Below are 25,004 nucleotides of genomic sequence, written 5' to 3'. Positions count from 1 at the left end.
GAGATATACAGGACTTTAAAACTAAATATTTTACAACCATTTTTTATACATTAAAACAAAATATACCATTTTACCAACATCATTAAACAAAAAAGTGCTCATACTGACAACATAAATAATGAATATCATTTTAAAAACAAGGGCTTTATACCCACGATATATTACATTTATTTATCAAGAGAAATTTTTTTGTAACACAATTACTATTCCACCGAAACATTATTGTCATATAGACCTGTTATTCTAAGTCTACGATTTAAAACAAAGGAGACTATTCATTTTGAAAAAAATACTACTTCCACTTTTCACTGCTTTCTTCCTGGTATTTAGTTTTTCCGGAGTTTCATCGGCTGCTACTACTACATACAAAGTCAAAAGCGGCGACACACTATGGGGTATCGCCAATAAACATAATATAACAGTCAATCAACTCAAAAGTTGGAACAACCTGAAAAAAGATAACATCCATCCAAAACAAGTTTTAAAGGTTAAGCAAACTTCAACATCTTCTAAACCTAAAGCTAAAACGACATCAGCCAAGAAATATAAAACGATCACCGTGAATGCGACAGCTTACACTGCGGATTGTAAAGGTTGCAGCGGTATTACAGCATCAGGTCTTAACTTAAAGAAAAACCCTAAAGTAAAAGCCATTTCAGTCGACCCTAAGGTCATTCCACTAGGAACAAAAGTTCACGTAGAGGGATACGGGGAGGCCATTGCGGCAGATAAAGGCGGCGCAATCAAAGGGAATAAAATTGACGTCTTCTACTCTTCTAAATCAAAAGCTATCAATTGGGGTAGAAAAACGGTCAAAGTCAAAGTCTATAAATAATAGTAAGTACCAGCCTGAAACCTATCAGGCTGGTTTTTTGTTTTTCCCCATTCGTAACACTTCTAAACAACATGTTACCATCATACGTTAAATATTTACCGAAAATTCCGTCAATGTTATGATTAGTACATCTTAATTAAAAGAGAGGTGTGCACTTTGAATATTGTCATTATTGGCGCCGGGGCACTCGGTTCCTACTTTGGAGGAAGATTACAGGAGGCCGGGCAGCATGTTCAATACCTGGTCAGAAAAAACCGGGCCAAACAATTGGAAGAAAACGGCCTTCGTATTACCAGCCCGCACGGAAACTACCAATTTAACGAAACGCATATCATTGAAAATGTTAATGATTTAGGAAAAGTTGACCTGGTCATCCTCGCCGTAAAGGGTCAGCATCTCCCTGGTACTATCCCAGACTTAAAGGTTCTTGTTGAAAAGGGCGCAAAGGTCCTTCCGCTTTTAAATGGATTGGAGCATATCTCGATTTTACAGGACGAACTTGGCGGGGAAGCCGTCATGGGAGGAAGCGCATTCATCATCGCCACTCTTGATGAAAAGGGTCATGTCATTCACTCCAATGATAATCACGATTTAATCTATGGCCCGCTTCACCCATCACAGATGTCGATTTGTGATGAATTTGAACAGGCGGTAGGATCAGCTATCATGAGGGCAAGCAGAACGGAAAACATATTAATGAGGATGTGGATCAAATACATGTTCATTACCGCATTCTCCGGTGTAACAACCGCATCCAACCTCCCTATCGGCAAGATACGGAGCTTTCCTGAAACAAATGGATTGCTAGAAAAGGTCCTTGTTGAAATGAAGGATCTTGCAAACGCTTATGACGTCGGAATTACCGGGCAGAATGTTGCTCAGGCGCTGGAAAACATGGCAGGTTTACCGGATGAATCCACCTCATCCATGCATCAGGACCGTCGGAAAGGCCAAACCCTTGAAGTGGAGCATTTACAGGGCGGCGCACTGCGTCTTGCTGACAAGGCCGGTTTGAAGCTTCCTGTAATCGGAACCCTTTATGCACTCATAAAGCCATTTGAAAATTAATTCACTCTAATACCGGTGTTAAACCGGTATTTTTTTTGCGTCTCTTCGGGCTCTATCTTACATCAACCCTAAATCATTATTAATTCCTCCCCTTCCCCACCATTTATAAATAATCCTCAGACCAAAAAGACCAAAAAGAACAATATCACCAAAAGAATATTCTGATTCTTTATTCTGTTACACTAAAGTTAAGTTAAGAAAGCGCTATCATATAACAAAGGAGAATGCACCTTGAAAATATTAAAAAATCTAACCGTTCAGGTCGTCATCGGTATCATTCTAGGTATAACAGTCGGTTTCTTCTTTCCTGCTTTCGGTGAACAGCTGAAGATATTAGCTGATTTATTTATTAAAATGATTAAAATGGTCATTGCACCAATCATCTTCTTAACCGTCGTAATCGGAATTGGCGGTATGGGCGATATGAAAAAGGTCGGCCGCATCGGCGGAAAGGCCTTGCTCTATTTTGAAATCGTTACCACGTTCGCCCTTGCCATCGGAATCATCGTAGTCAATCTGTTGGGACCTGGTAAAGGGTTTAACATCGACTCAGTCGAAGGCGGAGATGTATCACAATATACAACAGCCGCTTCCGAAACGGAACATGGCGCCATTGCTTTCATTTCTAATATTATTCCTGATAATGCCGTTGCCGCATTGGCTGGCGGAGACTTACTCCCTATTCTATTCTTTGCCGTATTATTCGGATTATCAATGGCTGCAATGGGACCGAGAGTGCAGCCAGTCGTTTCCTTCTTTCAGCATATTGCCGATATTTTCTTCGGCATCGTCGGCATGATCATGAAAGTCTCTCCACTGGCAGCATTTGGAGCAATGGCTTATACAATCGGTAAGTTTGGCCTTGGTTCTCTAAGCTCTTTAGGACAATTAATGGGTAGCGTATATATCACTATGGCACTATTCATCATTTTTATCCTTGGCACGATCGCAAAAATCTACGGCTTTAATATTTTCAAATTCATAGCCTATTTAAAAGAAGAAATCCTATTAGTATTAGGTACTTCATCATCAGAATCGGCTCTGCCAAGCGTGATGAAAAAACTCGAAAAATACGGCTGTTCCAAATCGGTGGTCGGGTTGGTTGTCCCGACTGGTTATTCTTTCAATCTTGATGGCACATCCATCTACTTATCCATGGCAGCGATTTTCATCGCCCAAGCCTATGGTGTCGATTTAAGCATCTGGCAGGAATTGACCCTTCTGGGAATCTTGATGTTAACATCCAAAGGAGCTGCTGGTGTAACAGGTTCTGGATTCATTACACTTGCTGCAACATTAGCTGCTTTCCCTATGATTCCAGTTGAAGGAATGGCCCTCCTGCTTGGAGTCGACCGCTTCATGTCTGAAGCACGTGCCATCACTAACCTAATCGGTAACAGTGTCGCTACTGTGGTCATCTCTAAATCCGAAGGTGAATTCAATCCAAATCAAGGCATGTCCGGTGATATGGGTGAAGTGGCCGTCTCATCTGAAAAATAAATGAAATCATGAAAAAGAGGTGTGCTCATTGCACGCCTTTTTTTATGCCTTCTCTCTCCTTCCTTCAATGAATATACGAGTTTCTAAAAAAAGCCAATCAAAAAAATTTCAGAATCACTAAAAAATGTTTATACTTTTATGTAACAGGTAAAAGTATAAGGTTAAGAGTTATTTTAGTAGTTTGATGGATTTAACCAAAATGGGAGGTTTTATCATGAAGGATTACGGATTATTTATTAACGGTGAGTGGTCGGATTTTGGTTTGGATAAAATTGAGGTCATTAATCCAGCAACGGATGAAGTCGTTGCCACCGTCCCTAAAGGCGGTGCAACTGAAGCGGCGAAGGCTGCAGATGCCGCTTATGAGGCCTTTAACGATTGGGCGGCACTCTCAGTCTACGAACGGGCTGAATTAATTTGGAAATGGCATCGATTAATTGATGATAATAAAGCTGAATTAGCTAAAATCATGACTGAAGAACAAGGTAAACCATATAAAGAGGCGCTTGGTGAAATGACCTATGCAAATGGCTTTCTATCTTGGTTTGCCGAAGAAGGAAAACGGGTGTACGGCGAAACGATTCCTGCGTCCGTCTCCAATAAGCGGCTTTTCGTGACCAAACAGCCAGTTGGTGTTGTGGCTGTCATTACGCCATGGAACTTCCCTGCCGCGATGATTACAAGAAAAGTGGCACCCGCCCTTGCTGTCGGCTGCACGGTCGTCATTAAACCTGCAAACCTGACTCCAATTACCGCTTTAAAAATGGCTGAATTGGCAGAGGAAGCTGGCATTCCAAAAGGAGTCATCAATGTCGTGACAGGAAAATCATCAGAAATCGGTGAAACCTGGCTTCAAGATACAAGAGTCCGTAAATTGACGTTTACCGGTTCTACAGAAGTCGGTAAAACCCTAATGAGAGGATCGGCCGACACGGTAAAAAAAATCTCGCTTGAACTCGGAGGTCACGCACCAGCAATCGTTCTTGAAGATGCTGACCTTAATAAAGCGGTCGATGGCATCATCAGTTCAAAATTCCGAAATGCTGGACAAACATGCGTCTGTTCAAATCGCATTTATGTCCACGAATCCATTCAAGAAGCCTTTATCGAAAAGCTTGTAGCCAAAGTTAAAGAACTAAAAGTAGGCAACGGATTGGAAGATGGCGTCGATATTGGTCCGCTTATCGACCAAAATGCTGTGGACAAGGTTCAAAAGCAAATTGATGAAGCGATCAGCAGCGGCGCTAAGCTCGAGGCAGGCGGAAAATCAATCGGGGGTCTTTTTCTTGAACCAACCGTACTATCAAACATTGATGACAGCATGCTCTGCATGAAGGAAGAAACATTCGGACCACTAGCTCCAATTGCCACCTTCAAGACTGATGAAGAGGCAATCAAAAGGGCAAATGACTCCATTTTCGGATTAGCGGCATACGTTTTCACTGAAAATATCACCAAAGGCATCAAATTTACCGAGGCACTTGAATTTGGTATTGTAGGTTTGAATGATGGACTTCCTTCCGTTCCACAAGCTCCTTTTGGAGGATTCAAGCAAAGCGGGCTTGGCCGTGAAGGCGGACACCAAGGCATCGAAGAATTCCTGGAAGTAAAATATATTTCTTTAGGTTTGTAAAGTATTCAGACACTAAGAAAAAGGGACCAGCTCAAATGAGTCGGTCCCCTTTTTTCATTCCAATATGTCTTCTTCAAGCTTTTCCTCTTTACGGATCCTGATGAACTTAACGATATTCAATACAATCGTTTTAACAACGGAATAAGTCGGAACGGCCAAAATCATGCCGATAATACCGGCAATGTTTCCGGCAACGAGCAAAAGGATGATGATGGTAAGCGGATGTGTGTTCAATTTTTTCCCGATGACTAACGGTGAAATGAAATTACCATCCAATTGCTGAATGACCGTTACAACCAGAATGACCAATAACGCCTCGGTCGGTGAATGAATCAACGCCACAATAACAGCAGGAGCGGCTCCGATAAACGGACCTACATATGGAATGATATTGGTTACAGCACCAATCAGAGCGAATAAGAACGCATAAGGCAAACCAATGATCAAATACCCGATGAACGTTCCGATCCCGACAAACATACAAACAAGCATCTGCCCTTGTATGTATGTAGTAAGCGTCCCGCCAGTTTCCTGAAGTACTGTTAAAGCTGGCTTTCTATAGCTAACCGGTACGAATTTCATGATGGCACTCGGAAGTTTATCTCCATCCTTCAACATATAAAATAGGATGAAAGGAACCGTTACGATCACTAAAGTAATATTCGTGACCACACTGAAAACCGAAGACAAACTGTTTGTTATATTACTAGGTAAGTTCGTCAAATATTTTTGCAGCGAATCCCCTACTTCTTGCAGAGGTACATAATCTTGTTCAACCGTCCACAAAAACCATTTTGACTCAGCTGAATCTTCAATGAACTTCCTTACTTGATTGAAATAATCCGGAAGGTTATTGATTAAGTCCGTAACCTGTTTAGAAAGTGATGGACCAACCAGACCAACCAGTAAACTAATCAACCCAAGGAAAAATACGTAAAGCAATAAAATCGCCAATCCCCTTGGCACTCTCCTTTTAACAAGGAAATCAACGGTAGGGTTGAACAAAAAGTAGAGAAAACCTGAAATCAAGATGGGAAAGAACAATGTTGAGGTAAAAATCACGATTGGTTCAAAAAGAAAAGAAATTTTTGTACCAACATAAAAAAGTAAAGACAATAGTAATAACTCTAACGTCCAAAAATGCAGTTTTTGCTTGAACAAATAATCTCCTCCACTATAAGCATTCTATATGACTCCTTATTTCTAAGGAAACGAAAAATTCTATGTATGATCATCCTTCATTGTTAGCAGTTTACCATACTTCTATAACTTGAATGTATAATTATATGCAAAAGTAAAAGAAAAAAGCCTAATGATACTGTTCCCTATCTATATAATTCCAAACCACACATTAGAAAAAGTCATGTACAAAAACTTCAAAGAATTAGGAGTTCCTAATTTTGATGAATCAGAGAAGAAATTTGCCGCTGAAATTCAAAGGACGCTAACTGAGCAAGAAAAAGGTACTGGTCTAGGGTATAATGTGGACGGCGAATTGAAAGCAGCGATTATGCAATTAAGAGGTAAATCACTTTCAGATCTTCTGCTGCCTTATAATGAAAACATGGAAAAAATCATTATGCCAGGAAGCACAGATGTAGGTGACGTAAGCTGGATTGTGCCGACAGCTCAATGTTCTACCGCTTGTCTCGCGCTTGGAACACAATTGCACACATGGCAAGCTGTTGCAACCGGTACTACTTCCATTGCTCATAAAGGAATGCTACATGCCGGTAAAGCCATGGCAGCCACAGCAGCTGAAGTCATGCAAAATCCAGAACTAATCAAACAAGCAAACCAAGAACTACAAAATCGATTAGGTGACGAATCATATGTTTGTCCAATACCAAAAGAAGTGATGCCAACACCGCTAAAATAAATAAAAGAAATGTTGAACCAATCAGAAAAGAACTGAACATTATAAAGAGTCTGAAGCGCAAAGAGCTGAACCCAAATAAAAAAACCCCGCCGTATTGGCGGGGTTTTGACTCTTATTTTTGATCTTGAAGAGCTGCTTCAAGCATCGTACCGTTTTTAGCTAGGTTCGTATGCCAAGAGAATGCTTTTTCAAGAATATGCGGAGTTTGGTGTCCTCCAGTTTGCGCAACAGCTTCTGTGAAGTATGCACGAAGCTGCGGACGGTAATCAGGATGTGCACAGTTTTCAATGATTAACTCCACGCGCTCTTTTGGTGCCAGACCACGTAAATCAGCGATCCCTTGCTCTGTCACTAATACATCCACATCATGCTCAGTGTGGTCCACATGAGAAACGAAAGGAACGATACTAGAGATATTGCCGCCTTTTGCATATGATTTCGTTACGAAAATACCTAGGCGTGAGTTACGGGCAAAGTCTCCCGATCCACCGATTCCATTCATCATTCTTGTCCCAGAAACATGCGTGGAGTTTACGTTACCATAAATATCACACTCTAACGCCGTATTGATTGAAATCAATCCAAGACGACGGATGATTTCAGGATGGTTAGATATTTCTTGCGGACGGAGAACTAGTTTATCGCGGTATTTATCAAGCTCACCGTAAACTTGCTTTCCTTTTTCTTCAGCTAATGTAATTGAACAACCTGAAGCGAATTTAACTTTTCCAGCATCGATTAAATCGAATACCGCATCTTGAAGTACCTCTGAATACACTTCCAAATCTTTAAATTCAGAATCAAGGAAGCCAGCGAATACGGCATTAGCCACTGACCCTACTCCTGATTGAAGCGGAGCAAGACTTTCAGTTAAACGGCCAGCCTTGATTTCTTCACGAAGGAAGTCAATAAGGTGGTTGGCAATGGTTGCTGTTTCTTCATCCGGCGGCACGATTGTAGAAGGTGCATCAAGATCTGTTGAAACGACGATACCCATTACCTTTTCAGGGTCAACTTGGATACCGATTGATCCTAGACGATCGCTTACGCTAGTCATAGGAATCGGCTCACGCTCCCCTTGCTTTGCTGGTGTATATATATCATGCATGCCTTCCAATCCTTCTGGATGAGAAACATTTAATTCAATGATTACATGTTTCGCTTCTTGAACGAAGATGGCTGAGTTCCCAACAGAAGTGGTCGGGATGATTAATCCTTCTTCTGTAATCGCCAATGCTTCGATGATCGCAAAATCGATTGGTCCGACAATGCCTTGACGAACTTGTTCAGCTGTATGAGATAAATGCTGATCCACATAAGTGACTTCATCAGCGTTTATTTTATTACGAATACCTTTATCCGCTTGGAACGGTAAGCGTTTGTTAATGATACCCGCTTCCGCCATATGTTGGTCGACTTCCGGTCCTAATGAAGCACCAGTAAAAACGTCAACTTTAAATTTTTCTGTTTTAGCCCTTTCGACTAGAGCCATCGGGATAACTTTAGCATCACCAGCACGAGTGAATCCACTCATACCAAGTTTCATCCCATCTTTGATCCATGAAGCTGCTTCTTCCGCTGTTACAACTTTCCCCTTGAATTGTTCATTGCGAATTTTTTTGAAAACGCTTTCGTTCATACAAAAGACCCCCATTTTCGCTTTTCTTACACTTAATTTTATCAAGCCCGTGTAATTGTCACATTCATTTTCGAATGAAAAGCCTTAAATAGAGCACAAACCAGCATTTTTATCACATAAAGGAGAAACCCTAAAATCCCAGCGCTCTTCTGAATTGACTTGCATAAGTTTGACTGACTTGGATTTTTGAATTGTCCTTCATTATAAGTAAAAATGTAGAATGAAAATCAGGAAGAATCTCATGTATATAGTTGATATTGACGATGTACGAACGATGCACCCGAATGAATAAATCACTCGGTAAAATGAATTCTAATTCACTTAAGTTCATTTTATGAAATCCACTCACATCTTCGGACTGAATTCTAGTTTTCCTATTTTGAGCTTCTAAATACATAATTTCGTCATATGGAAGCGGAATCCAGCGGTCATCTATTTTAATGGTCAAAAATGATGTCGGTAAGATTAATGGCTTTGACGGTAAAATGGCCGTTACCGCCCCCAAAGGATTGCCCTCGTCCATAATTGGTACACTTAACCCATAGTAAGGTACGCCAAATACATTACTTTCAACTTGCACCCCAATTTTTTTACGAACACTCAACGCTTTGTACGTCGCTGTGTTTTTACTTATTAAATCACCCGGTTTTATTCTTAAGTCAACCTGCTTACTAGGTTGGTAATAAATGTATTTTTCAGAATCAGCCACAGAAATTGAAGCATCCTTCGGTACAAATTCCCTTATGATATTTAAAACGGATTCGACCGTAAATTGATCCATTTCCCTTCACCTCTTAAAAGAACATATTAATTAATTTGCCCATTATTAAACAGGGCATTCGCGACATAATTCATGGATTATACGAAGACTTACATTTTTTGTATTAACTTTTTCGCAAAATAAAGAAAAAACGAGTTAACTAAGCGAAAAGTGTCAAAAAAAGCAATAAAATTGGATTTAAATTTATGTCCTTATTCATTATAGTTGGAAAGCTCCCCGATTTCCATGGGGGATTCAAGAAAAAAGTTTCGTTATATATATAATTTAGCGCAACGCTATATACGATTAAAATACTACTTCTAATTTTGGGATTAACAGGAAAAAAGCCGTTCTCCTTACAAAGGATTACGGCTAAGTGGCTATTTTTTCAAACGGGGATTTTGAATCGAGGACTTTATACGAAGGGATAAAATTTCCTCTAACTTTTTTAATGGTAAATCGAATAAAAAGAGTCGGTCATCGGGTTGATATACCCCCTCTGAAATGAGTGTATTAATGATCTTCTGTTTTTTTGCATTAACAATTCGGACCAGTCTCCCCATTTTCAACTCCCTTTCTTTGACCTATGGTTCCGGCATATTCGCTCGGAATGATCATCACAAAATTAGAGATCATTCTTTAACGCATCATGCCCCTCTTTTCCTGTACGGATATTAACAACATTCGCCAATTCATAAATGAAGATTTTACCGTCGCCTGGTTTACCGGTGCTTAAGAATTTCCTTGCTACATCCACAACATCCTGAACTGGTACTTCGCAAACGACGATTTCGATTTTCATCCGGTCATGTAATGACATTTCCCGATTTCTACCTCTATATGTTTCCACATAACTTTTCTGAAGACCCGTTCCTTTTACTTCCGATACAGTCATTCCGCTCACTCCTATTTTTGCCAATTCCGCTTTGAATTGTTCGAACTTGATAGGACGTGTTATGATCTCTATTTTCGTTAAAACCTCGGACATATGATCCCCCCTTAAATTGATTCGTGATAGGCTTTTTCACCATGAAGCGTTATGTCTAGCCCCATGGATTCATCTTCTTCACTGACACGTAACGGAACGAAAACGTTAATGACTTTAGCTATGATATATGTCACCACTGCAACGAAAATATAAGTCGCCACGATCGCTACAAGCTGCTTCCACAGTAAATTGAAGTCACCATAGAATACACCATTAGCTCCAGCTTCATTGACGGAAGTGGTTGCGAATAAACCTGTAGCGACGCCACCCCATGTTCCACCGATACCGTGTAGCCCGAATGCATCGAGGGCGTCGTCGTATCCCAGTTTATTCTTCAAGAAGAATACTCCCCAAAAACATACGGCCCCGCCAACGACTCCGATGATGATGGATGATGCAGGCGTTACAAATCCGCAAGCTGGTGTAATGGCAACCAACCCAGAAATCGCTCCGGATACGGCCCCCAGCAATGTCGCCTTTTTATTAGCCATATACTCAACAATCAACCAGCCAATGATGCCTGCAGCTGCTGCAACTGCTGTATTAACGAATACATTCATCGCCACTTCATTGATTGTCAATGCACTTCCTACGTTGAAGCCGTACCAACCGAACCAGATTAATGTTCCGCCAAGAAATGTTAAAGGAAGGTTATGTGGCGCGCTGTCCCCCGATTCTTTCCTTTTGCCTAACAGGATCGCTAATACCAGTCCGGCAACCCCAGAAGAAATATGAACAACGTTGCCCCCTGCAAAATCCAGTGCACCCAGTTCTGCTAACCAGCCTCCTCCCCATACCCAGTGAGCAACAGGGGCGTATACGAATAAAGACCAAAGGATTGTAAAAATCAAAAATGCTGAAAACTTCATCCGCTCGGCTATGCCACCTGCAATGATCGAGACGGTTAAAACGGCAAAGGTCATTTGGAATAACATGAATAAGCTATGAGGAATTGTTTCGCTGTATGGACCAGGTTCGAAGCCAACATCTTTTAAACCAACCCAATCCAGACCGCCTAGGAGTGTATTTCCTGGTGCAAATGATAGTGAATATCCGATCAGCACCCAAAGAATCGAAATGACTGCCAGTGGCATGTAACTATGCATAGCGGTATTCAGGACATTTTTACTTTTTACCATCCCTCCATAAAATAAGGCAATCCCTGGTGTCATGAGCCAAACCATCATTGTCGCCAAAAACATAAATACCGAATCTGCATTTTGCATTTTGTTTTTTTCCCCCTTTTATATTTATGTTATGTTTATTAACACGTTGATGTTATATTTTTTATCATAAACTTAATTTTCTAATAATTCAACTATTTTTTTTGATCTAACAAAAATAATGTTAGGTTTAATAACATCGTTTTAAGTAAAGAAACACAAAATAATGATCCAGTCTCGATACCCACTTAATGGAATACGTTTTTTATAATTAGTTAAGAGGAAATCCGAAGATAAAGAAAAATTTGGAGGGATAAATGGTAAAGGTTAAGTTAAAGTTAGAGCAAATTTTTTTATGAATGGGGATGATCAAAGGAATGGGCAACCTTAATCTTTCGTAAATGCAACAGCCCTTCTCCGATTTAATATCGAGAAAGGGATTATCTATAAACCACATATATAAGGGGAAGCTGCCCTCAAAACGATACGATTTTTCTCGCCAGTTTAAGGCCATTAACGGGACATTTGCCTATTTTCCCTTCCTCCATTTTATAACTAAAAAAGGGCCCTCAGATGAGGACCCTTCAACGGATATTCAGTTAACAGCAACGAGACACTTTCCCGCCTTTTGCGTTATATCGTTCATCCTGTGCTTCGCAGAAAAATTCTTTCCTCGTCTTTACAGGATCTTTCGGATGGTGAACTCTCATATGCGCCACATAGGTATCATAACTAGGCACGCCGACAAGCAAACTGACAAACTGTTTTCTGTAGCTGAGAATCTTAATCAATCTTTTCAACACTGCCACCCCTCCCTTATGATGTCCTTCTAGATACATAAGGTGATTCATGTAAATCTGTATTTTGATTCTTCAAGACCTTTATCCACAACCTTATGGCAGAAATCAGGACAGTGATTACAACGATCATGAAGATGGCACAAAGGGCAGCATCCACATAATCATTGACGATAACCCGTTTCATCTCGGCTAGAGTGGCTGCCGGAGCAAGAATGTCCCCATTATCATAGGCTGCACTAAATTTATCCTTATGAGCTAAAAAGCCAATGGCAGGGTTTTCATGGAACAGCTTTTGCCATCCCGCCGTCATGGTCACTATCAATAAGAATGTAGTAGGCACGAGAGTGACCCATGTATACGCTTTTTTGCCCATTTTGAAAAGGACTGTCGTCCCAAGCAGCAATGCAATGGCTGAAAGCATCTGATTCGCAATTCCAAACAACGGCCAGAGGGTATTGATCCCACCAAGAGGATCGATGACCCCTTGATAAAGGAAGTATCCCCAGCCAATTACACAAATGGCTGTCGCAATAATATTAGGCAGCCATTTTTCCGTTGCGGCAAACGGCTTGTAAAAAGTTCCGATAATATCCTGTATCATAAAACGCCCTACCCTGGTTCCTGCATCAATGGTCGTCAATATGAACAAGGCCTCGAACAGAATCGCAAAATGATACCAGAACGCCATCAGGGACGCTCCACCAACCACTTTCGAAAAGATATGGGCCATACCGATTGCAAAGGTTGGCGCTCCTCCTGTACGTGATAAAATGGTCTCTTCCCCAACATCATCTGCTAAACCGGTAATCATTTCAGGTGTCAAAATGAAACCCCAATCGGATATCGTAGCCGCCACTTGAGCCGGATCCGTTCCCACGACGGCACCTGGGCTGTTAATAGCGAAATAAATTCCCGGAGTCAGTACACAGGCTGCTATCATCGCCATGATGGCTACAAAGGATTCAGTCAACATAGCCCCGTATCCGATAGGACGCGAATGGGATTCACGTTCAATCATTTTAGGAGTTGTCCCCGATGAAACGAGTGCATGGAATCCCGATACCGCTCCACAAGCGATCGTAATGAATAAGAATGGGAACAAATTCCCGGAGAAAACGGGTCCTGTTCCATCAATGAATTGAGTGACAGCAGGCATTTCCAGGCTCGGCATGACGATAAAAATACCAAGTGCAAGTCCGATGATCGTTCCGATTTTCAAGAATGTACTTAAATAATCACGCGGTGCCAATAGCATCCATACCGGCAAAACAGAAGCAACGAAGCCATATACAATCAACATGATGGCGATCGTTTCCCCATTGAATGTGAACATTGGCGCCAATGTAGCACTTTCGGATACAAAGCGGCCGAAAAATAACGCAAGCATCAATAGTACGATGCCAATAATGGAACCTTCTCCAACACGACCGGGCCTTATATATCGCATGTAGATGCCCATGAGGACTGCAATCGGTATCGTCGAGGCAATCGTGAACATCCCCCAAGGACTGCCTACCAGCGCTTTTACAACAACAAGGGCAAGTACCGCTAATAAGATAACCATGATGCCGAGGATTCCGATCATCGCAATCAAACCTGTGATCGGTCCAATTTCCTCTTTGATCATCTCCCCCAAAGATTTACCGTTACGGCGCATCGAACCGAAGAGAATAACGAAATCCTGAACGGCACCAGCTAAAACAACTCCGACTACAAGCCATAGTGTTCCTGGCAAATATCCCATTTGCGCCGCAAGTATTGGACCTACGAGGGGACCGGCTCCGGCAATTGCCGCAAAATGGTGACCAAACAACACCCACTTATTCGTAGGAACGTAGTCCTTCCCATCATTATTCGCTTCCGATGGGGTCTGGCGATCATCATCTAGCTCAAACACTTTCTGTGCAATGAATTTACTATAAAAGCGATACGCAATTGAATAAACACAGAGTGCTGCAGTGACAATCCACATGGCATTAATACTTTCCCCACGGTTTAACGCGACGAAGCCAAAACTTACCGCACCCACAGCAGATATAATTCCCCAAAGAATGACCGACTTAAGCGCTTTCATTTTTCACCATCTCCTCTCATTCGGTTTACTATAAAAAATCTTCATATCATATGGAGTTAGACTATGATCCATTTAATTTAAAGAATTTTACGTATATTCAGAATTATATGTTATTATAAGGTTTTTTAGCAATAGGAATTAAGTCAATTTGTCATGTATTTACAAATATCTTGTCGATTTATCCCTCTTGTTCCACTTTATCTTTTGGTCACTTCAGGATATGAACGTCAATATCACAGCCAGTCCGTTAAATATTCCATGAATCAAAACAGATGGCCAGATGGACCCTGTCTTTTCGTATGCCCAAGCAATTACCAACCCGCTTATAAAATTGATCATTAATGTATTATAAGTAGGGATATGAACGATCATGAAAAGGAAGGAGCTTATGAACATTCCCCTGCACTTTCCCGTTCGGACTCTGACCCAACGGTATATGAAACCCCGATAAAAGATCTCCTCATAAACGGGAGAAATGATGGCGGCAGAAATGAAGCCTATGAAGAAATTAAAGACTGTGACATTCTGTTTTACACTTTCCGTTTTTTCATTTTCATACGTTCCCCCTGCGGACATCATCAGGGCAAGCACCATAATACTGCTAATTATCAATACAATGGTCCAACCTGCTATCGGCCCCCAGTAAGACGCCGCAAATCGGCGAACCCCCACTTCCTTCCAAGATAAGCTGCAAGGCTTTAAGCATACGAAATAAACCCCCAACATAAAAACGATGGCCATAATGAAGCCCATGGTCGTTCCTGCATATAAACTATTCCGAAAAAATGAATCGAACTGCTCTCTCAGCAAGTTTTCAATGAAAACAGGCACAATGAAACATGATAACCCCAACATCCATACTCCTTCCTTAATTCCCCAAGGATCATCTTTAAAATACTCATCTTTGTCAAAATCCATTTTATCCCTCCTGTTCAGTTAAGCTATAATGTAAGTGTAGATGATGACGCAACGTCATCTTCAATATTAATTTGGAGGTAAGACAATGGAATTTTGGACCGTGGGGCAATTGTCCAAACTGGCGAACGTTACGATTAGAACGATTCGGTATTACGACCAAATCCAATTACTGACACCTGAGTTCCGACACGCAAATGGCCGCCGGTATTATACGGAAAAAGACCTCAAAAGGCTTGAAAAAATTTGCTTGCTTAAAAGCCTTTCGGTCTCTTTAGATGATATAAAGACCGTGTTGGATAAAAAGGCCTTCAAAGAATTGCTCCTTCATCAACAACAACAGACACTATCAAGCATAGGGGAAGCGGAAAACACTCTTAAGAACATCCAAACCTTGTTAAATAGCATAGAAGTCGAAGGAGATCTCGATTGGGAGCTGCTGCTGCCGCTAATCAAAAGAAAAGAACATAATCGTGATCAATTCTTCAGCAAGGAAGAACGGCAATCCTTGGACAAACTACCTAAGATGGAAAAAGATAATATCCAAACGAAACAATGGATCAACCTAATAAAACGTATAGAATTAACCATCAAAAAAGGATTTCCTGCCGAATCCGAGGAAGGAAGACTGCTCGCTGAAGATTGCCTGCTTTTATCCGAATTGATTTTCGAAGGAAACAAAGATCTAGAGGAGAAATTCTGGGAAGTCCGTAAATCCGCAGCTGACTCTTCCTCGGCAGGTTTATATCCGGTAAAGGAAGAAATCCTCATATTTTTAGAAGAGGCAATTGCCTCGTTAAACGAAACGGATTGCAAGTCCAAAGTATAAGGTTTTGTGATCAACACAAAAAATGTGCGCCTAACGGCACACATTTTTTTCATCATCCGGTCTGATTTTCCTTTAATGAGCTGCGATATAGTTCGTAATAAAAACCCCTTTTCCGCAACAATTCATCATGGGGTCCCATTTCGATGATCCTGCCTTCATCAAGTACGAGGATTTGATCACTTTGCTGAATCGTATTCAATCGATGGGCAATGACAAAACTTGTCCTTCCCTCCATCAAGCGGTGTAATGCTTCCTGAATTTTAAGCTCGGTAATCGTATCTATACTACTTGTCGCTTCATCCAAGATCAATAGAACGGGATCGGCTAATATAGCCCTTGCAATCGATAAAAGCTGGCGCTGTCCCTGACTGATTCCGCTGCCATCTTGATTCAAAATGGTATCATATCGATCAGGCAGTTTCATGATAAAGGAATGGGCATTGGCAAGCTTGGCTGCATCCACCACTTCTTCATCATTCGAATCCAATCGACCGTAACGAATATTTTCCCGAATCGTACCTTGAAACAAAAAGGAATCCTGTAAAACAAAGCCCATATGCTTGCGGAGACTTGCTCTCGTTACCTGCTGGATATTCTGGCCATCGATCAATATCCGCCCGCTGTTCGGCTCGTAAAATCGGGCAAGAAGATTGATGATCGTAGTCTTACCGGCCCCAGTCGGCCCCACTAGCGCGATGGTATCACCTTTTCCCGCATGAAAACTAACATCATATATCGTTTGGTCCTCTTCATTATAGGAAAAGGAAACACCTTCAAAGTCCACCTCGCCACAAACATCCCGAAGTTCGCAGGCCTGCTTCTCATCCATTTCTTCCTCTTTTTCATCAAGAATGGAGAAAACCCGCTCCGCACCAGCAACAGCTGAGAGGAGTGTATTGAATTGGTTAGCCAGATCATTTAGCGGTCGGGTGAATTGCCTTGAATATTCGGTGAAAATGACGATGACACCGATGGAGACCGTTCCTACTCCGTTCAGCGCCAAAAACCCGCCGACTGCTGCTATTACCGTAAAACTCAAGTTGTTCAGTAAATTCATCAGCTTGGGAATCAGCCCAGAATAAGATTGTGATAAAAATCCGGCTTTCTTTAAGTTTTCACTCCGGGTGATAAAATCACGAATCACTTTATCTTCCTGTGAAAAGGCCTTTACGATCCGCTGTCCAGAAATCGTTTCTTCAATAAATCCATTCAGTTCTCCAAGGTTCTTCTGCTGTTCTTTAAAAAGCTTTCCCGTCCGGTTCGTTATCCATCTCAATCCGAAGAACATAAGAGGAACGATGAATAAGGTTAAAACCGTCAATAACGGGCTCAAATACAGCATTACCCCGATGGTTCCGATCAGTGTCAGCACACTTGAAAAAATCTGGATCACGGAACTGTTCAAAGTGGAACTGACATTTTCTATATCATTCGTGACCCGGCTCATCAATTCCCCATGCTGACGTCGGTCAAAAAAGGGAATGGACAATTGGTGAAGCTTTTTGAACAATTGATTGCGCATCGCATAAACCGTATCCTGCGCAATGCCGATCATCCAATAATTCTGAAGCCACATGGATAGGGAATAGAATATATAGACGCAAAGAAGCCCGATAAGAAGGCTAATCAACCCACCGCTATCCTTTGTGACAATATAATCATCAATGGCCCTGCCAACAAGAAACGGGCCAAGCAAACCCAAAACCGAGCTAATCAATACCATGAAAAGGACACAAAATAGCAGGCTTTTTTTCGTCGCCAAGTAGGGGATGATCCTTTTTATCGTATTCCATGAGTTGACCGGTTTTGACTTTGCCTTATCGGGAGATATTTTTCGACTCAAGAGAAATCCCCTCCTCCCCAAACTGTGAGTGAACGATCTTCCTATAAAGATCACTTATTTGAATCAAATCTTCATGTTTCCCTTCGGCGAGCACTTCACCATTTTCCAGCAACAAGATTTTGTCCGCCTCCATGGCTGTACTTATTTTTTGTGTAATGATGATTGTCGTGCACGTATAGGCCTTTAAAGCGGTGAGCAATTTACTTTCCGTTTTCAAATCCAACGCACTTGTACTATCATCCAGAAGGAGAATCTTCGGTCTGCGCACCAATGCTCTCGCAATCGATAACCGCTGCTTTTGCCCTCCTGACAGGTTCACTCCTTTTTGCCCTAACTGCGTTTCATATTGCTTCGGGAGTTTCATCACGGTTTCATGGACCTGAGCATGCATGGCTGCTGCCATTATTTCCTCAATCGACGCCCCTTCTTTCCCCCAGGCAATATTATTTTTTATCGTTCCAGAAAAAAGCAGGGCCTCTTGTGGTACATAGCCGATCCCTTTCCGAAGCGAATCCAGGGGAATATCTTTCACATCCTGATCATCTATACGAATGGAGCCGCTTTCAACTTCGTATAATCTTGGAATCAGCTGAAACAGGGATGTTTTTCCGGACCCTGTTGCTCCCATAATGGCAAGTGATTGCCCCGGATCGATAGAGAAGTTCAAGTTTTTCAATACTGGTGTATCTGTTCCAGGAAAGCGGAAAGATACATCAAGAAACTTGATTCCTCCCCCCTTGACGGCCTCACTCTTGCTTTCCATCTTACCTTCATCGTTATCTATCGGAGTTTCAAATATTTCCGTCACTCGTTCCGCCGAAGCCTTTGCACGGGAAATGACCGTGATCAGCCATGAAAAAACGGAAAGTGACGCCACAATCCTTGTTGCATAATTTACAATTGCCACAACTTCCCCAACCTGTATATCTCCCGTTGTAATAAACTTGCTTCCCAGCCAAAGGATGATAAGGATCGCGACATTCATGACCAGCATCAGCATGGGCATGGTCGTTTCAATTAAACGGAGGGAAGTGACAGTCTTTCTTTTCAACTCGTCATTCGCGTCGTCAAACCTTCCGATCTCATGGTCCTTACGAAGAAAAGCTTTGATCAGGCGCATGCCTATCAGGTTTTCCCTCATGACGCTATTGACGTTATCGAGCTTTTTCTGGACTAGCTTAAATAACTTGGCCGCTCGTTTCATTACCCACCCCAGGAAGAAAACAAGAACAGGAATCGAAATGACCAACACAAGAGATAGTTTCAAATTGACCGCAATAGCCATGATTGCCCCGCCGATTACGATTAATGGTGCTCTCGCCATGATACGCAGGCCCATAAAAACCGTATTTTGAAGCTGGGTCACATCATTCGTCATCCTTGTAATCAACGAGGAAGTCGGGATGTTATTCAAATTCGCAAAAGAAAACGCCTGTATTTTACCAAAAAGGCTTTTCCTGACCTCATGCCCAAAACTTTGACTTACATGTGATGCTGTAAAGGAATTAACGATTCCTCCAAGAAATGAAAAAATGGAAAGTCCAACCATGATACTTCCCCATTTAATCACCACCGATAAATCTTTTTGTAAAATGCCATCATCAATTATTTTTGCTATAAATAGAGGTTGTAACAGTTCAACACCGAGCTCGACGACCATTAATAATAAAGCAAGAATGATCAAGAGCCAGTACGGTTTAAGAAATGAGGACAGTTTTATCATCTATGACACCCTTCGATTCTTCATATGTAGATAGCATCTTTCATCTTCTCATTATACATTTTTATACAGATTTTTTAAAAGATTTAAGCTGATTTAAAGGTTAGGCAAATAACTTGTTTTTTTTTTCATAAATGCTCTTGACAAATAACAGGAAATAAGCGAAAATTCTAATTGATAATGATTTTCAATTTCATTATCGATCTCTGAAATTTGATAAGCAATTGCGATAATCTCTTATCGTACCCTTTTGATATTGTACATAGTTACAATGTCGCCCCGGCTTCTCTGTGCCTAGTAGTAAAACTTATATGCTTGTTAGCGAATGCATGTCACTGGAATATTGCCCCCTCTTTATTCAAGTCATTTTATTCACGTTGGAAGCATATTAGGCAGCCGGGGTTATTTTTTTTAAAACTAATAAACTTATATATAAGATTAAAGGAGCAGGATGATCATGAAACTTGAAGATATCATTAAAGAACGGCGCAGCATCAAGCGATTTAAGGACATTCCTGTTCCTCTTGATACCATCCAAACTTTATTGGAAACGTCGACGTGGGCACCAAACCATAAAATGACCCAGCCATGGCGCTTCGTCGTGGTTCAAGGTGACAGCCGCATAAAACTGGCAGAAGCAACCCGTGCCTTCATGGCAGGCAAAGAGAAGGATCCGGAAAAGAAAAAGGAAGCAGGACAGCGTGGATATAACAAACTTATTGGTGTCCCGATGTTTATCGCAGTGATCATGGAAGAGAATCCAAATCCAATGATACGAGAAGAAGATTATGCAGCTACAAGTGCTCTGATCCAAAATTTCAGCCTGCTTGCCTGGGAACAAGGAATCGGGATGATATGGGAAACATACGGCATGATACACAGTATGGAGTTTCGTGATGCTCTAGGCGTGAAGCCTGGCGAGAAAATCGTCGGCAGTCTTCACGTTGGCTACCCTGATATGATCCCCACCCCACGTCCAAGGAAAGCGATCGATCAAATACTGACCATTATGGACTAATATAAAAGGAAAGCCTCCAATCTTTAATTGGAGGCTCAGACTGTAGACAAACTCGATGAAAATCGAGTTGAACTGCCCCGTAAATGTTAGACACCAAACTAACATTTACGGGGTGTTTTTTTATGGCTTTTACAATTTGAACGTTGTTTTAACGTAGGGAACTCGCTTTCCGCGGGCGGTCCGGGAGCCTCCTCGGCTTACGCCTGCTGTGTCTCCCCTTGACGCGATTTCCCCGCAGGAGTCTCGCATCTTACGCTCATCATAAAGAACCAGATAAAAAGTCCAGCCTTACGTATAGTGACTAAAAGATTGATCACAAAAAAACCCCCTTCTAAAAGGAGGTCACTGATCTATTATTCTCAAAAGAACTCGTGATATAATGCCTGAATTGCCGTCTCTTCATTGAATCCTTTCACGCCGAACATCATGCTTACCTCTGAAGATCCTTGGTTGATCATCTCAATATTGACCTTTGCATCGGCCAGCGCTTTTGAGGCTCTTGCCGTTGTACCGACATTATGGCGCATTCCTTCACCTACAATCATGATTAAGGCAAGATCATGCTCCACCATCACTTCATCAGCATGAAGTTCTTGCTTGATGCGTGAAATGATTTTCTTCTCGGCATCACCCTTCATCTGGTCCTGCCTTAATATTAGTGTCACATCATCAATGCCTGACGGAATATGCTCATATGAAACACCGTAATCTTCAAGGATATGCAGCAGTTTCCGGCCAAAACCAACTTCACGGTTCATCAAATATTTGCTAATGTAAATACTGCAAAATCCCTTATCACTTGCAATCCCGATAACCGGACCATTCGTATTATCCCGTGTGCTCACAATGCGGGTCCCTTGTGCCATCGGGTTGTTCGTATTTTGGATATGGACAGGTATTCCCGCACGGAATGCAGGTATTAGCGCCTCATCGTGGAATACCGAGAAACCGGCATAAGAAAGCTCCCGCATTTCGCGATAAGTTAATTCCCGGATCCCTTTCGGATTGGAAACCACATTCGGATTCACCGCATAAACGGCATCTACGTCCGTAAAGTTCTCATACAAATCAGCTTTGACGCCATTCGCAAGTATCGAACCCGTAATATCGGAACCGCTCCTAGAGAAGGTTAAAACATCACCATCTAACGTATACCCGAAGAATCCTGGGAATACTACGATTCCAGGTTCATCACGAAGAGCATATAATCGATCATAGGACTCTGGCAGCACCTTGGTAAATCCACCTTCATCCGTTACGATCAAGCCAGCCTTCTTTGGATTTATATACTGTGCCTCTATCCCGCGGCTTTGGAAATAACCTGCGACCAGCTTCGCATTATTATCCTCACCGCTGGCCTTCAAGGCATCCAAATAGCGCTTCGGGTTAGTTTGGTCTGCATGCAACAGTGCCATTAAATTTTCATGAATCCCAGTGATGACACGCTCGGATATATCCAGCTCTTCAGCAATGCTCGCATAGCGGGAGACCACGTCCTCAATTAAAGGCTCACCGTTATTCCCGCGCAGCTGCTGTTCTGCAGCCTCAATCAATAGATCCGTCACCTTTATATCATCGGAATTGCGTTTCCCTGGAGCCGAAACGACCACGATCTTCCTCTCTGGATCTGAAACAACAATTTCGAATACCTTCCTCAACTGTTCACCTGATGCAAGTGAACTTCCTCCAAACTTTGCAACTTTCATCTCGACATCCCCTATTTTCGTAAATATTCTGTCAAAATCAACTCTCCCTATTATTACGCTTTTTAGCGAAACAATCAAGTGGAAATTCCATTATAGGAGGACATTTGTATTTTCAAAAAGGACAAAGCAACAGGACCGCTAATCGAGAATGGCTAAAACAAAAAAAAGACAACAGGCATATGCCCATTGTCTCTCCTATTCTTTAACGATTATCCACAGTTTCCGGGTATAAGTCATGATTCATCAAGCGGTAATCCGCCATTTCCTCATACTTCGTACCTGGTTTCCCATAATTGGTGTATGGATCGATGGAAATTCCGCCCCTAGGAGTGAATTTACCCCAAACTTCAATATACTTCGGGTCCATCAATTCGATTAAATCGTTCATGATGATGTTCATGCAATCTTCATGGAAATCACCATGGTTCCGGAAGCTGAATAAATAAAGCTTCAAAGACTTGCTTTCCACCATCTTCACACTTGGAATATAGCTGATGTAAATGGTTGCAAAGTCTGGCTGCCCCGTTATCGGGCATAAGCTAGTAAACTCCGGGCAATTGAATTTGACGAAGTAATCACGGTTAGGGTGCTTGTTATCAAACGACTCCAGAATTTCAGGTGCATAGTCGAATGTATATTTTGTCCCTTGATTCCCAAGCAATGTAATATCATTTAATTCTTCTTCTTTTCTTCCAGACATAAAAAAGTCCTCCTCTTCCACGTTTGTCAGGGGAGATTCATAAAATGGGCCTCTATATAACAAAAACCATATCTCCTCAAAGATATGGTTGATTCGCGAAAAATATCAAAGCCATAGTTTTTTTAAGAGGGTGATGCTATGAACCTCTCCCGTTATCGGGAAATATTTTAAATTGTCATAGTAAATATAAAAAAAAAAAGACAATCTGTCAATGCAACTCTCTTAAATTGGGTTTGATTCCTTTATATATTCAGTTTAAAATGAAACAAGCAGTTCACCCTATAAGAAGGAAGAGATCATACAAATGTGGATTTTTGCAGCACTCATCACCAGTTTATGTTTCGGTATCAATAATAGCATTTTCAAATGGAGCAGCGGAAAAGGCTATTCCAAGATACATATCCAATTTTTCTTTTATTTTTCAGCTTTTATTTTGTCCATTTTTTATGGAGTATTTATGGATGGTTTGAAGCTGGATTGGCTATCTATCTTGCTTGGTGCAGCTATTGGTGTACTGAACGCTAATGGTAACATCCAGATGGCAAGCGCCTTTGAAAAAGGGCCGGCAAGCTTGACATCACCATTAATCGCAGCGAATGCCATATTCCCCATTCTCTGTGCAGCTTTAATTTTTCACGAACATATTTCTACCCTGCAGTGGAGTGGAATCGTCTGCATGTTTCTCGCTACCTTAGTCATTCAGTATACACCTAATGCTAAAGGTAACCATCAATATGTCCCTTGGATTATGCACACATTATTCTCCATCTTATCTTTTGGTGTACTCGGCATTCTTATGACGACATCAACACGTCTTCATTTAAACTCCCTTGATATCCTTGTATCAATGTATGGAGGCGGAATGCTTTATCTTCTTTCGGCTCTAGCCTTTAAAAATGAAAAAATCAAGCTAAAGGAAGTCAAAATCGGTTCCTTAGTAGGCTTTTTAAGCATGATAGGCTATGGATGTTATTTCTTTGCATTGAACACCGGGATCGCAAGCATCATTTTCCCTGTCGTCAGCCTGAACTGTTTAGTTGTCGTATTCGCTGGATGTTATTTATTCAAGGAAAAACTAAAAACCTATCAAATTGCCGGAGTATTTGCAGCATTAATCGGCATTATCTTAACTAAAATATGAATATAGTTCATTTACAAAAACAACCTGACTGTCATGTGCACACAAGCCAGGTCGTTTTTTTATTTAGCCGGGAAATAGGATTGGTTCAAAAAAAGTGTTGACACATCCTTTTAAATAACAGATAATTTTGAATATTGATTCTTCCAATTTTGCTGCTTTTGAAATGTTTGAAAAATCCTCTGCCACGGGTATAAAAGAAGTAGGTACAACCATCTCATTTAATTAAGAAAGGAAAGATGCAAAATGGTAAAAGTTACAGTAACAGTTGATTTCCAAGGAAAATCTTATCAAACTAACGTCCTTACTAAACCGGGTACTAATCAAGAAGAAATTTTACAACTAGCCCTTCATCAAGTAGAAAAACAATGGAAAGCATAAAAAAGCAGGCATCGTAATAGATACCTGCTTTTTTATTACCTTTTTGATCTAATTTCTAAAATCACTTTTCACTTGCACTATAAAGATCCCCTTTACAGATATTCCCTCCCACTTAAAAGCAATTGTTTTTTCCTTCAATCTGAATAACCAGTAATTTAGAATTACACAATAAAGACTTATAAAAAAAGACGGTCTTTTTAAGGACCGTCAAGTTTGTAGACAAAAGGAATCCTATCTAACGGTTAAAACAAAGTTGGTTGGAACGGTTGTGCGAGAACTCCTGCGGGAAAAGCGCGTCCAAGGGAGACCCCTCAGGCGTAAAGGAGCAAGGGGGACGGAAAGCGAGTGCCTGGAGTGGTAATCTAATTTTTACATACCCTCAAAAAAACTGTAGACAAACTCAATTTTCATCGAG

The 25,004-nt window shown here is 41.3% G+C and carries 22 protein-coding genes and 1 riboswitch; of the genes, 9 read left to right on the top strand and 13 right to left on the bottom strand.

The features are described from left to right. Positions 1-280: 280 nt before the first annotated feature. From ACFWE9_RS10375 to ACFWE9_RS10360, 4 genes are all read left to right on the top strand, one after another. On the top strand, positions 281-835 hold the full coding sequence (locus ACFWE9_RS10375) for a 3D domain-containing protein (RefSeq protein WP_230160560.1): 555 nt from the start codon (positions 281-283) through the stop codon (positions 833-835). A 147-nt stretch (positions 836-982) separates the two neighbouring features. After that, complete coding sequence (locus ACFWE9_RS10370; protein ID WP_377356666.1) at positions 983-1,903, top strand: ketopantoate reductase family protein; 921 nt, start codon at positions 983-985, stop codon at positions 1,901-1,903. A gap of 231 nt (positions 1,904-2,134) precedes the next feature. Continuing rightward, positions 2,135-3,403, top strand: coding sequence for a dicarboxylate/amino acid:cation symporter (locus tag ACFWE9_RS10365; RefSeq protein WP_377356664.1), 1,269 nt, complete (start codon positions 2,135-2,137; stop codon positions 3,401-3,403). Between the two features lie 214 nt (positions 3,404-3,617). Further along, positions 3,618-5,036, top strand: coding sequence for an NAD-dependent succinate-semialdehyde dehydrogenase (locus tag ACFWE9_RS10360; RefSeq protein ID WP_377356662.1), 1,419 nt, complete (start codon positions 3,618-3,620; stop codon positions 5,034-5,036). 54 nt (positions 5,037-5,090) lie between these two features. Here the strand turns inward: ACFWE9_RS10360 and ACFWE9_RS10355 are convergent, their stop codons facing one another. Further along, positions 5,091-6,197, bottom strand: a complete 1,107-nt coding sequence (locus ACFWE9_RS10355; protein ID WP_230160568.1) for an AI-2E family transporter — start codon at positions 6,195-6,197, stop codon at positions 5,091-5,093. 151 nt (positions 6,198-6,348) lie between these two features. Here ACFWE9_RS10355 and ACFWE9_RS10350 point away from each other — a divergent pair, with 151 nt between their 5' ends. Then, positions 6,349-6,915 carry a zinc-binding metallopeptidase family protein gene (locus ACFWE9_RS10350; RefSeq protein ID WP_377356660.1) on the top strand — a complete coding sequence of 189 codons (567 nt, stop codon included), beginning with the start codon at positions 6,349-6,351 and terminating at the stop codon, positions 6,913-6,915. Positions 6,916-7,027: 112 nt separating this feature from the next. Here ACFWE9_RS10350 and scpC read toward each other — a convergent pair whose 3' ends face one another. The 8 genes from scpC to ACFWE9_RS10310 form a co-directional block, all read right to left on the bottom strand. Next, entirely contained in the window at positions 7,028-8,554 is a 1,527-nt protein-coding gene (gene scpC / locus ACFWE9_RS10345) for a succinyl-CoA:acetate CoA-transferase ScpC (RefSeq protein ID WP_377356658.1), read from the bottom strand. Positions 8,555-8,684: 130 nt separating this feature from the next. Further along, positions 8,685-9,335 (bottom strand): LytTR family DNA-binding domain-containing protein, encoded by a 651-nt coding sequence (locus ACFWE9_RS10340; protein WP_230160574.1) that lies wholly within the window; start codon positions 9,333-9,335, stop codon positions 8,685-8,687. Positions 9,336-9,694: 359 nt separating this feature from the next. After that, complete coding sequence (gene fbpA, locus ACFWE9_RS10335) at positions 9,695-9,877, bottom strand: Fur-regulated basic protein FbpA (RefSeq protein WP_356714859.1); 183 nt, start codon at positions 9,875-9,877, stop codon at positions 9,695-9,697. Positions 9,878-9,939: 62 nt separating this feature from the next. After that, the gene (locus tag ACFWE9_RS10330; RefSeq protein WP_230160576.1) at positions 9,940-10,302 is read right to left on the bottom strand and encodes a P-II family nitrogen regulator; all 363 of its coding nucleotides are present in this window, start codon (positions 10,300-10,302) and stop codon (positions 9,940-9,942) included. Positions 10,303-10,313: 11 nt separating this feature from the next. Then, on the bottom strand, positions 10,314-11,528 hold the full coding sequence (locus ACFWE9_RS10325) for an ammonium transporter (protein ID WP_230160578.1): 1,215 nt from the start codon (positions 11,526-11,528) through the stop codon (positions 10,314-10,316). Positions 11,529-12,064: 536 nt separating this feature from the next. Beyond that, positions 12,065-12,268 (bottom strand): YbdD/YjiX family protein, encoded by a 204-nt coding sequence (locus ACFWE9_RS10320; protein ID WP_230160580.1) that lies wholly within the window; start codon positions 12,266-12,268, stop codon positions 12,065-12,067. A 13-nt stretch (positions 12,269-12,281) separates the two neighbouring features. Continuing rightward, positions 12,282-14,339, bottom strand: coding sequence for a carbon starvation CstA family protein (locus ACFWE9_RS10315; protein ID WP_377356655.1), 2,058 nt, complete (start codon positions 14,337-14,339; stop codon positions 12,282-12,284). Between the two features lie 213 nt (positions 14,340-14,552). Further along, positions 14,553-15,257: a CPBP family intramembrane glutamic endopeptidase gene (locus ACFWE9_RS10310; RefSeq protein WP_377356653.1), complete on the bottom strand. Its 705-nt coding sequence runs from the start codon at positions 15,255-15,257 to the stop codon at positions 14,553-14,555. 85 nt (positions 15,258-15,342) lie between these two features. Here ACFWE9_RS10310 and ACFWE9_RS10305 point away from each other — a divergent pair, with 85 nt between their 5' ends. Then, entirely contained in the window at positions 15,343-16,083 is a 741-nt protein-coding gene (locus ACFWE9_RS10305; protein ID WP_230160585.1) for a MerR family transcriptional regulator, read from the top strand. Positions 16,084-16,135: 52 nt separating this feature from the next. Here ACFWE9_RS10305 and ACFWE9_RS10300 read toward each other — a convergent pair whose 3' ends face one another. Next, entirely contained in the window at positions 16,136-17,926 is a 1,791-nt protein-coding gene (locus ACFWE9_RS10300; RefSeq protein WP_377356651.1) for an ABC transporter ATP-binding protein, read from the bottom strand. After that, a complete protein-coding gene (locus tag ACFWE9_RS10295) occupies positions 17,901-19,649 on the bottom strand; it encodes an ABC transporter ATP-binding protein (protein WP_377356650.1) in 1,749 nt (582 codons plus the stop codon). The genes ACFWE9_RS10300 and ACFWE9_RS10295 overlap by 26 nt, the downstream gene beginning before the upstream one ends. 454 nt (positions 19,650-20,103) lie before the next feature. On the opposite strand from ACFWE9_RS10295, the gene ACFWE9_RS10290 reads away from it, so the two are divergent. Next, positions 20,104-20,664 carry a nitroreductase family protein gene (locus ACFWE9_RS10290; RefSeq protein ID WP_377356649.1) on the top strand — a complete coding sequence of 187 codons (561 nt, stop codon included), beginning with the start codon at positions 20,104-20,106 and terminating at the stop codon, positions 20,662-20,664. 359 nt (positions 20,665-21,023) lie between these two features. Here ACFWE9_RS10290 and ACFWE9_RS10285 read toward each other — a convergent pair whose 3' ends face one another. Both ACFWE9_RS10285 and queF read right to left on the bottom strand, forming a co-directional pair. Then, complete coding sequence (locus tag ACFWE9_RS10285) at positions 21,024-22,370, bottom strand: aspartate kinase (RefSeq protein WP_230160593.1); 1,347 nt, start codon at positions 22,368-22,370, stop codon at positions 21,024-21,026. Between the two features lie 202 nt (positions 22,371-22,572). Further along, positions 22,573-23,070, bottom strand: a complete 498-nt coding sequence (queF, locus tag ACFWE9_RS10280) for a preQ(1) synthase (protein WP_377356648.1) — start codon at positions 23,068-23,070, stop codon at positions 22,573-22,575. A 107-nt stretch (positions 23,071-23,177) separates the two neighbouring features. Further along, positions 23,178-23,223, bottom strand: a riboswitch (PreQ1 riboswitch). A 151-nt stretch (positions 23,224-23,374) separates the two neighbouring features. Between queF and ACFWE9_RS10275 the strand changes: the two genes are divergently transcribed. Both ACFWE9_RS10275 and ACFWE9_RS10270 read left to right on the top strand, forming a co-directional pair. Then, positions 23,375-24,211: an EamA family transporter gene (locus tag ACFWE9_RS10275; protein WP_377356647.1), complete on the top strand. Its 837-nt coding sequence runs from the start codon at positions 23,375-23,377 to the stop codon at positions 24,209-24,211. Positions 24,212-24,454: 243 nt separating this feature from the next. Next, positions 24,455-24,589, top strand: coding sequence for a BA3454 family stress response protein (locus ACFWE9_RS10270; RefSeq protein ID WP_230160599.1), 135 nt, complete (start codon positions 24,455-24,457; stop codon positions 24,587-24,589). The last annotated feature ends 415 nt before the right edge of the window (positions 24,590-25,004 follow it).

Source organism: Peribacillus sp. NPDC060253 (genome assembly GCF_042727425.1).
Lineage (GTDB): Bacteria > Bacillota > Bacilli > Bacillales > DSM-1321 > Peribacillus.
This window is presented reverse-complemented; position numbering and strand designations above follow the sequence as displayed.

Excerpts from the sequence above, each read along its gene's own strand:
- fbpA (WP_356714859.1), bottom strand. The coding sequence starts at position 9,877 with ATGGGGAGACTGGTCCGAATTGTTAATGCAAAAAAACAGAAGATCATT.
- ACFWE9_RS10285 (WP_230160593.1), bottom strand. The coding sequence starts at position 22,370 with ATGAAAGTTGCAAAGTTTGGAGGAAGTTCACTTGCATCAGGTGAACAG.
- ACFWE9_RS10315 (WP_377356655.1), bottom strand. The coding sequence starts at position 14,339 with ATGAAAGCGCTTAAGTCGGTCATTCTTTGGGGAATTATATCTGCTGTG.
- scpC (WP_377356658.1), bottom strand. The coding sequence starts at position 8,554 with ATGAACGAAAGCGTTTTCAAAAAAATTCGCAATGAACAATTCAAGGGG.
- ACFWE9_RS10340 (WP_230160574.1), bottom strand. The coding sequence starts at position 9,335 with ATGGATCAATTTACGGTCGAATCCGTTTTAAATATCATAAGGGAATTT.
- ACFWE9_RS10295 (WP_377356650.1), bottom strand. The coding sequence starts at position 19,649 with ATGATAAAACTGTCCTCATTTCTTAAACCGTACTGGCTCTTGATCATT.
- ACFWE9_RS10275 (WP_377356647.1), top strand. The coding sequence starts at position 23,375 with ATGTGGATTTTTGCAGCACTCATCACCAGTTTATGTTTCGGTATCAAT.
- queF (WP_377356648.1), bottom strand. The coding sequence starts at position 23,070 with ATGTCTGGAAGAAAAGAAGAAGAATTAAATGATATTACATTGCTTGGG.
- ACFWE9_RS10290 (WP_377356649.1), top strand. The coding sequence starts at position 20,104 with ATGAAACTTGAAGATATCATTAAAGAACGGCGCAGCATCAAGCGATTT.
- ACFWE9_RS10305 (WP_230160585.1), top strand. The coding sequence starts at position 15,343 with ATGGAATTTTGGACCGTGGGGCAATTGTCCAAACTGGCGAACGTTACG.
- ACFWE9_RS10270 (WP_230160599.1), top strand. The coding sequence starts at position 24,455 with ATGGTAAAAGTTACAGTAACAGTTGATTTCCAAGGAAAATCTTATCAA.
- ACFWE9_RS10360 (WP_377356662.1), top strand. The coding sequence starts at position 3,618 with ATGAAGGATTACGGATTATTTATTAACGGTGAGTGGTCGGATTTTGGT.
- ACFWE9_RS10330 (WP_230160576.1), bottom strand. The coding sequence starts at position 10,302 with ATGTCCGAGGTTTTAACGAAAATAGAGATCATAACACGTCCTATCAAG.
- ACFWE9_RS10350 (WP_377356660.1), top strand. The coding sequence starts at position 6,349 with ATGATACTGTTCCCTATCTATATAATTCCAAACCACACATTAGAAAAA.
- ACFWE9_RS10325 (WP_230160578.1), bottom strand. The coding sequence starts at position 11,528 with ATGCAAAATGCAGATTCGGTATTTATGTTTTTGGCGACAATGATGGTT.
- ACFWE9_RS10310 (WP_377356653.1), bottom strand. The coding sequence starts at position 15,257 with ATGGATTTTGACAAAGATGAGTATTTTAAAGATGATCCTTGGGGAATT.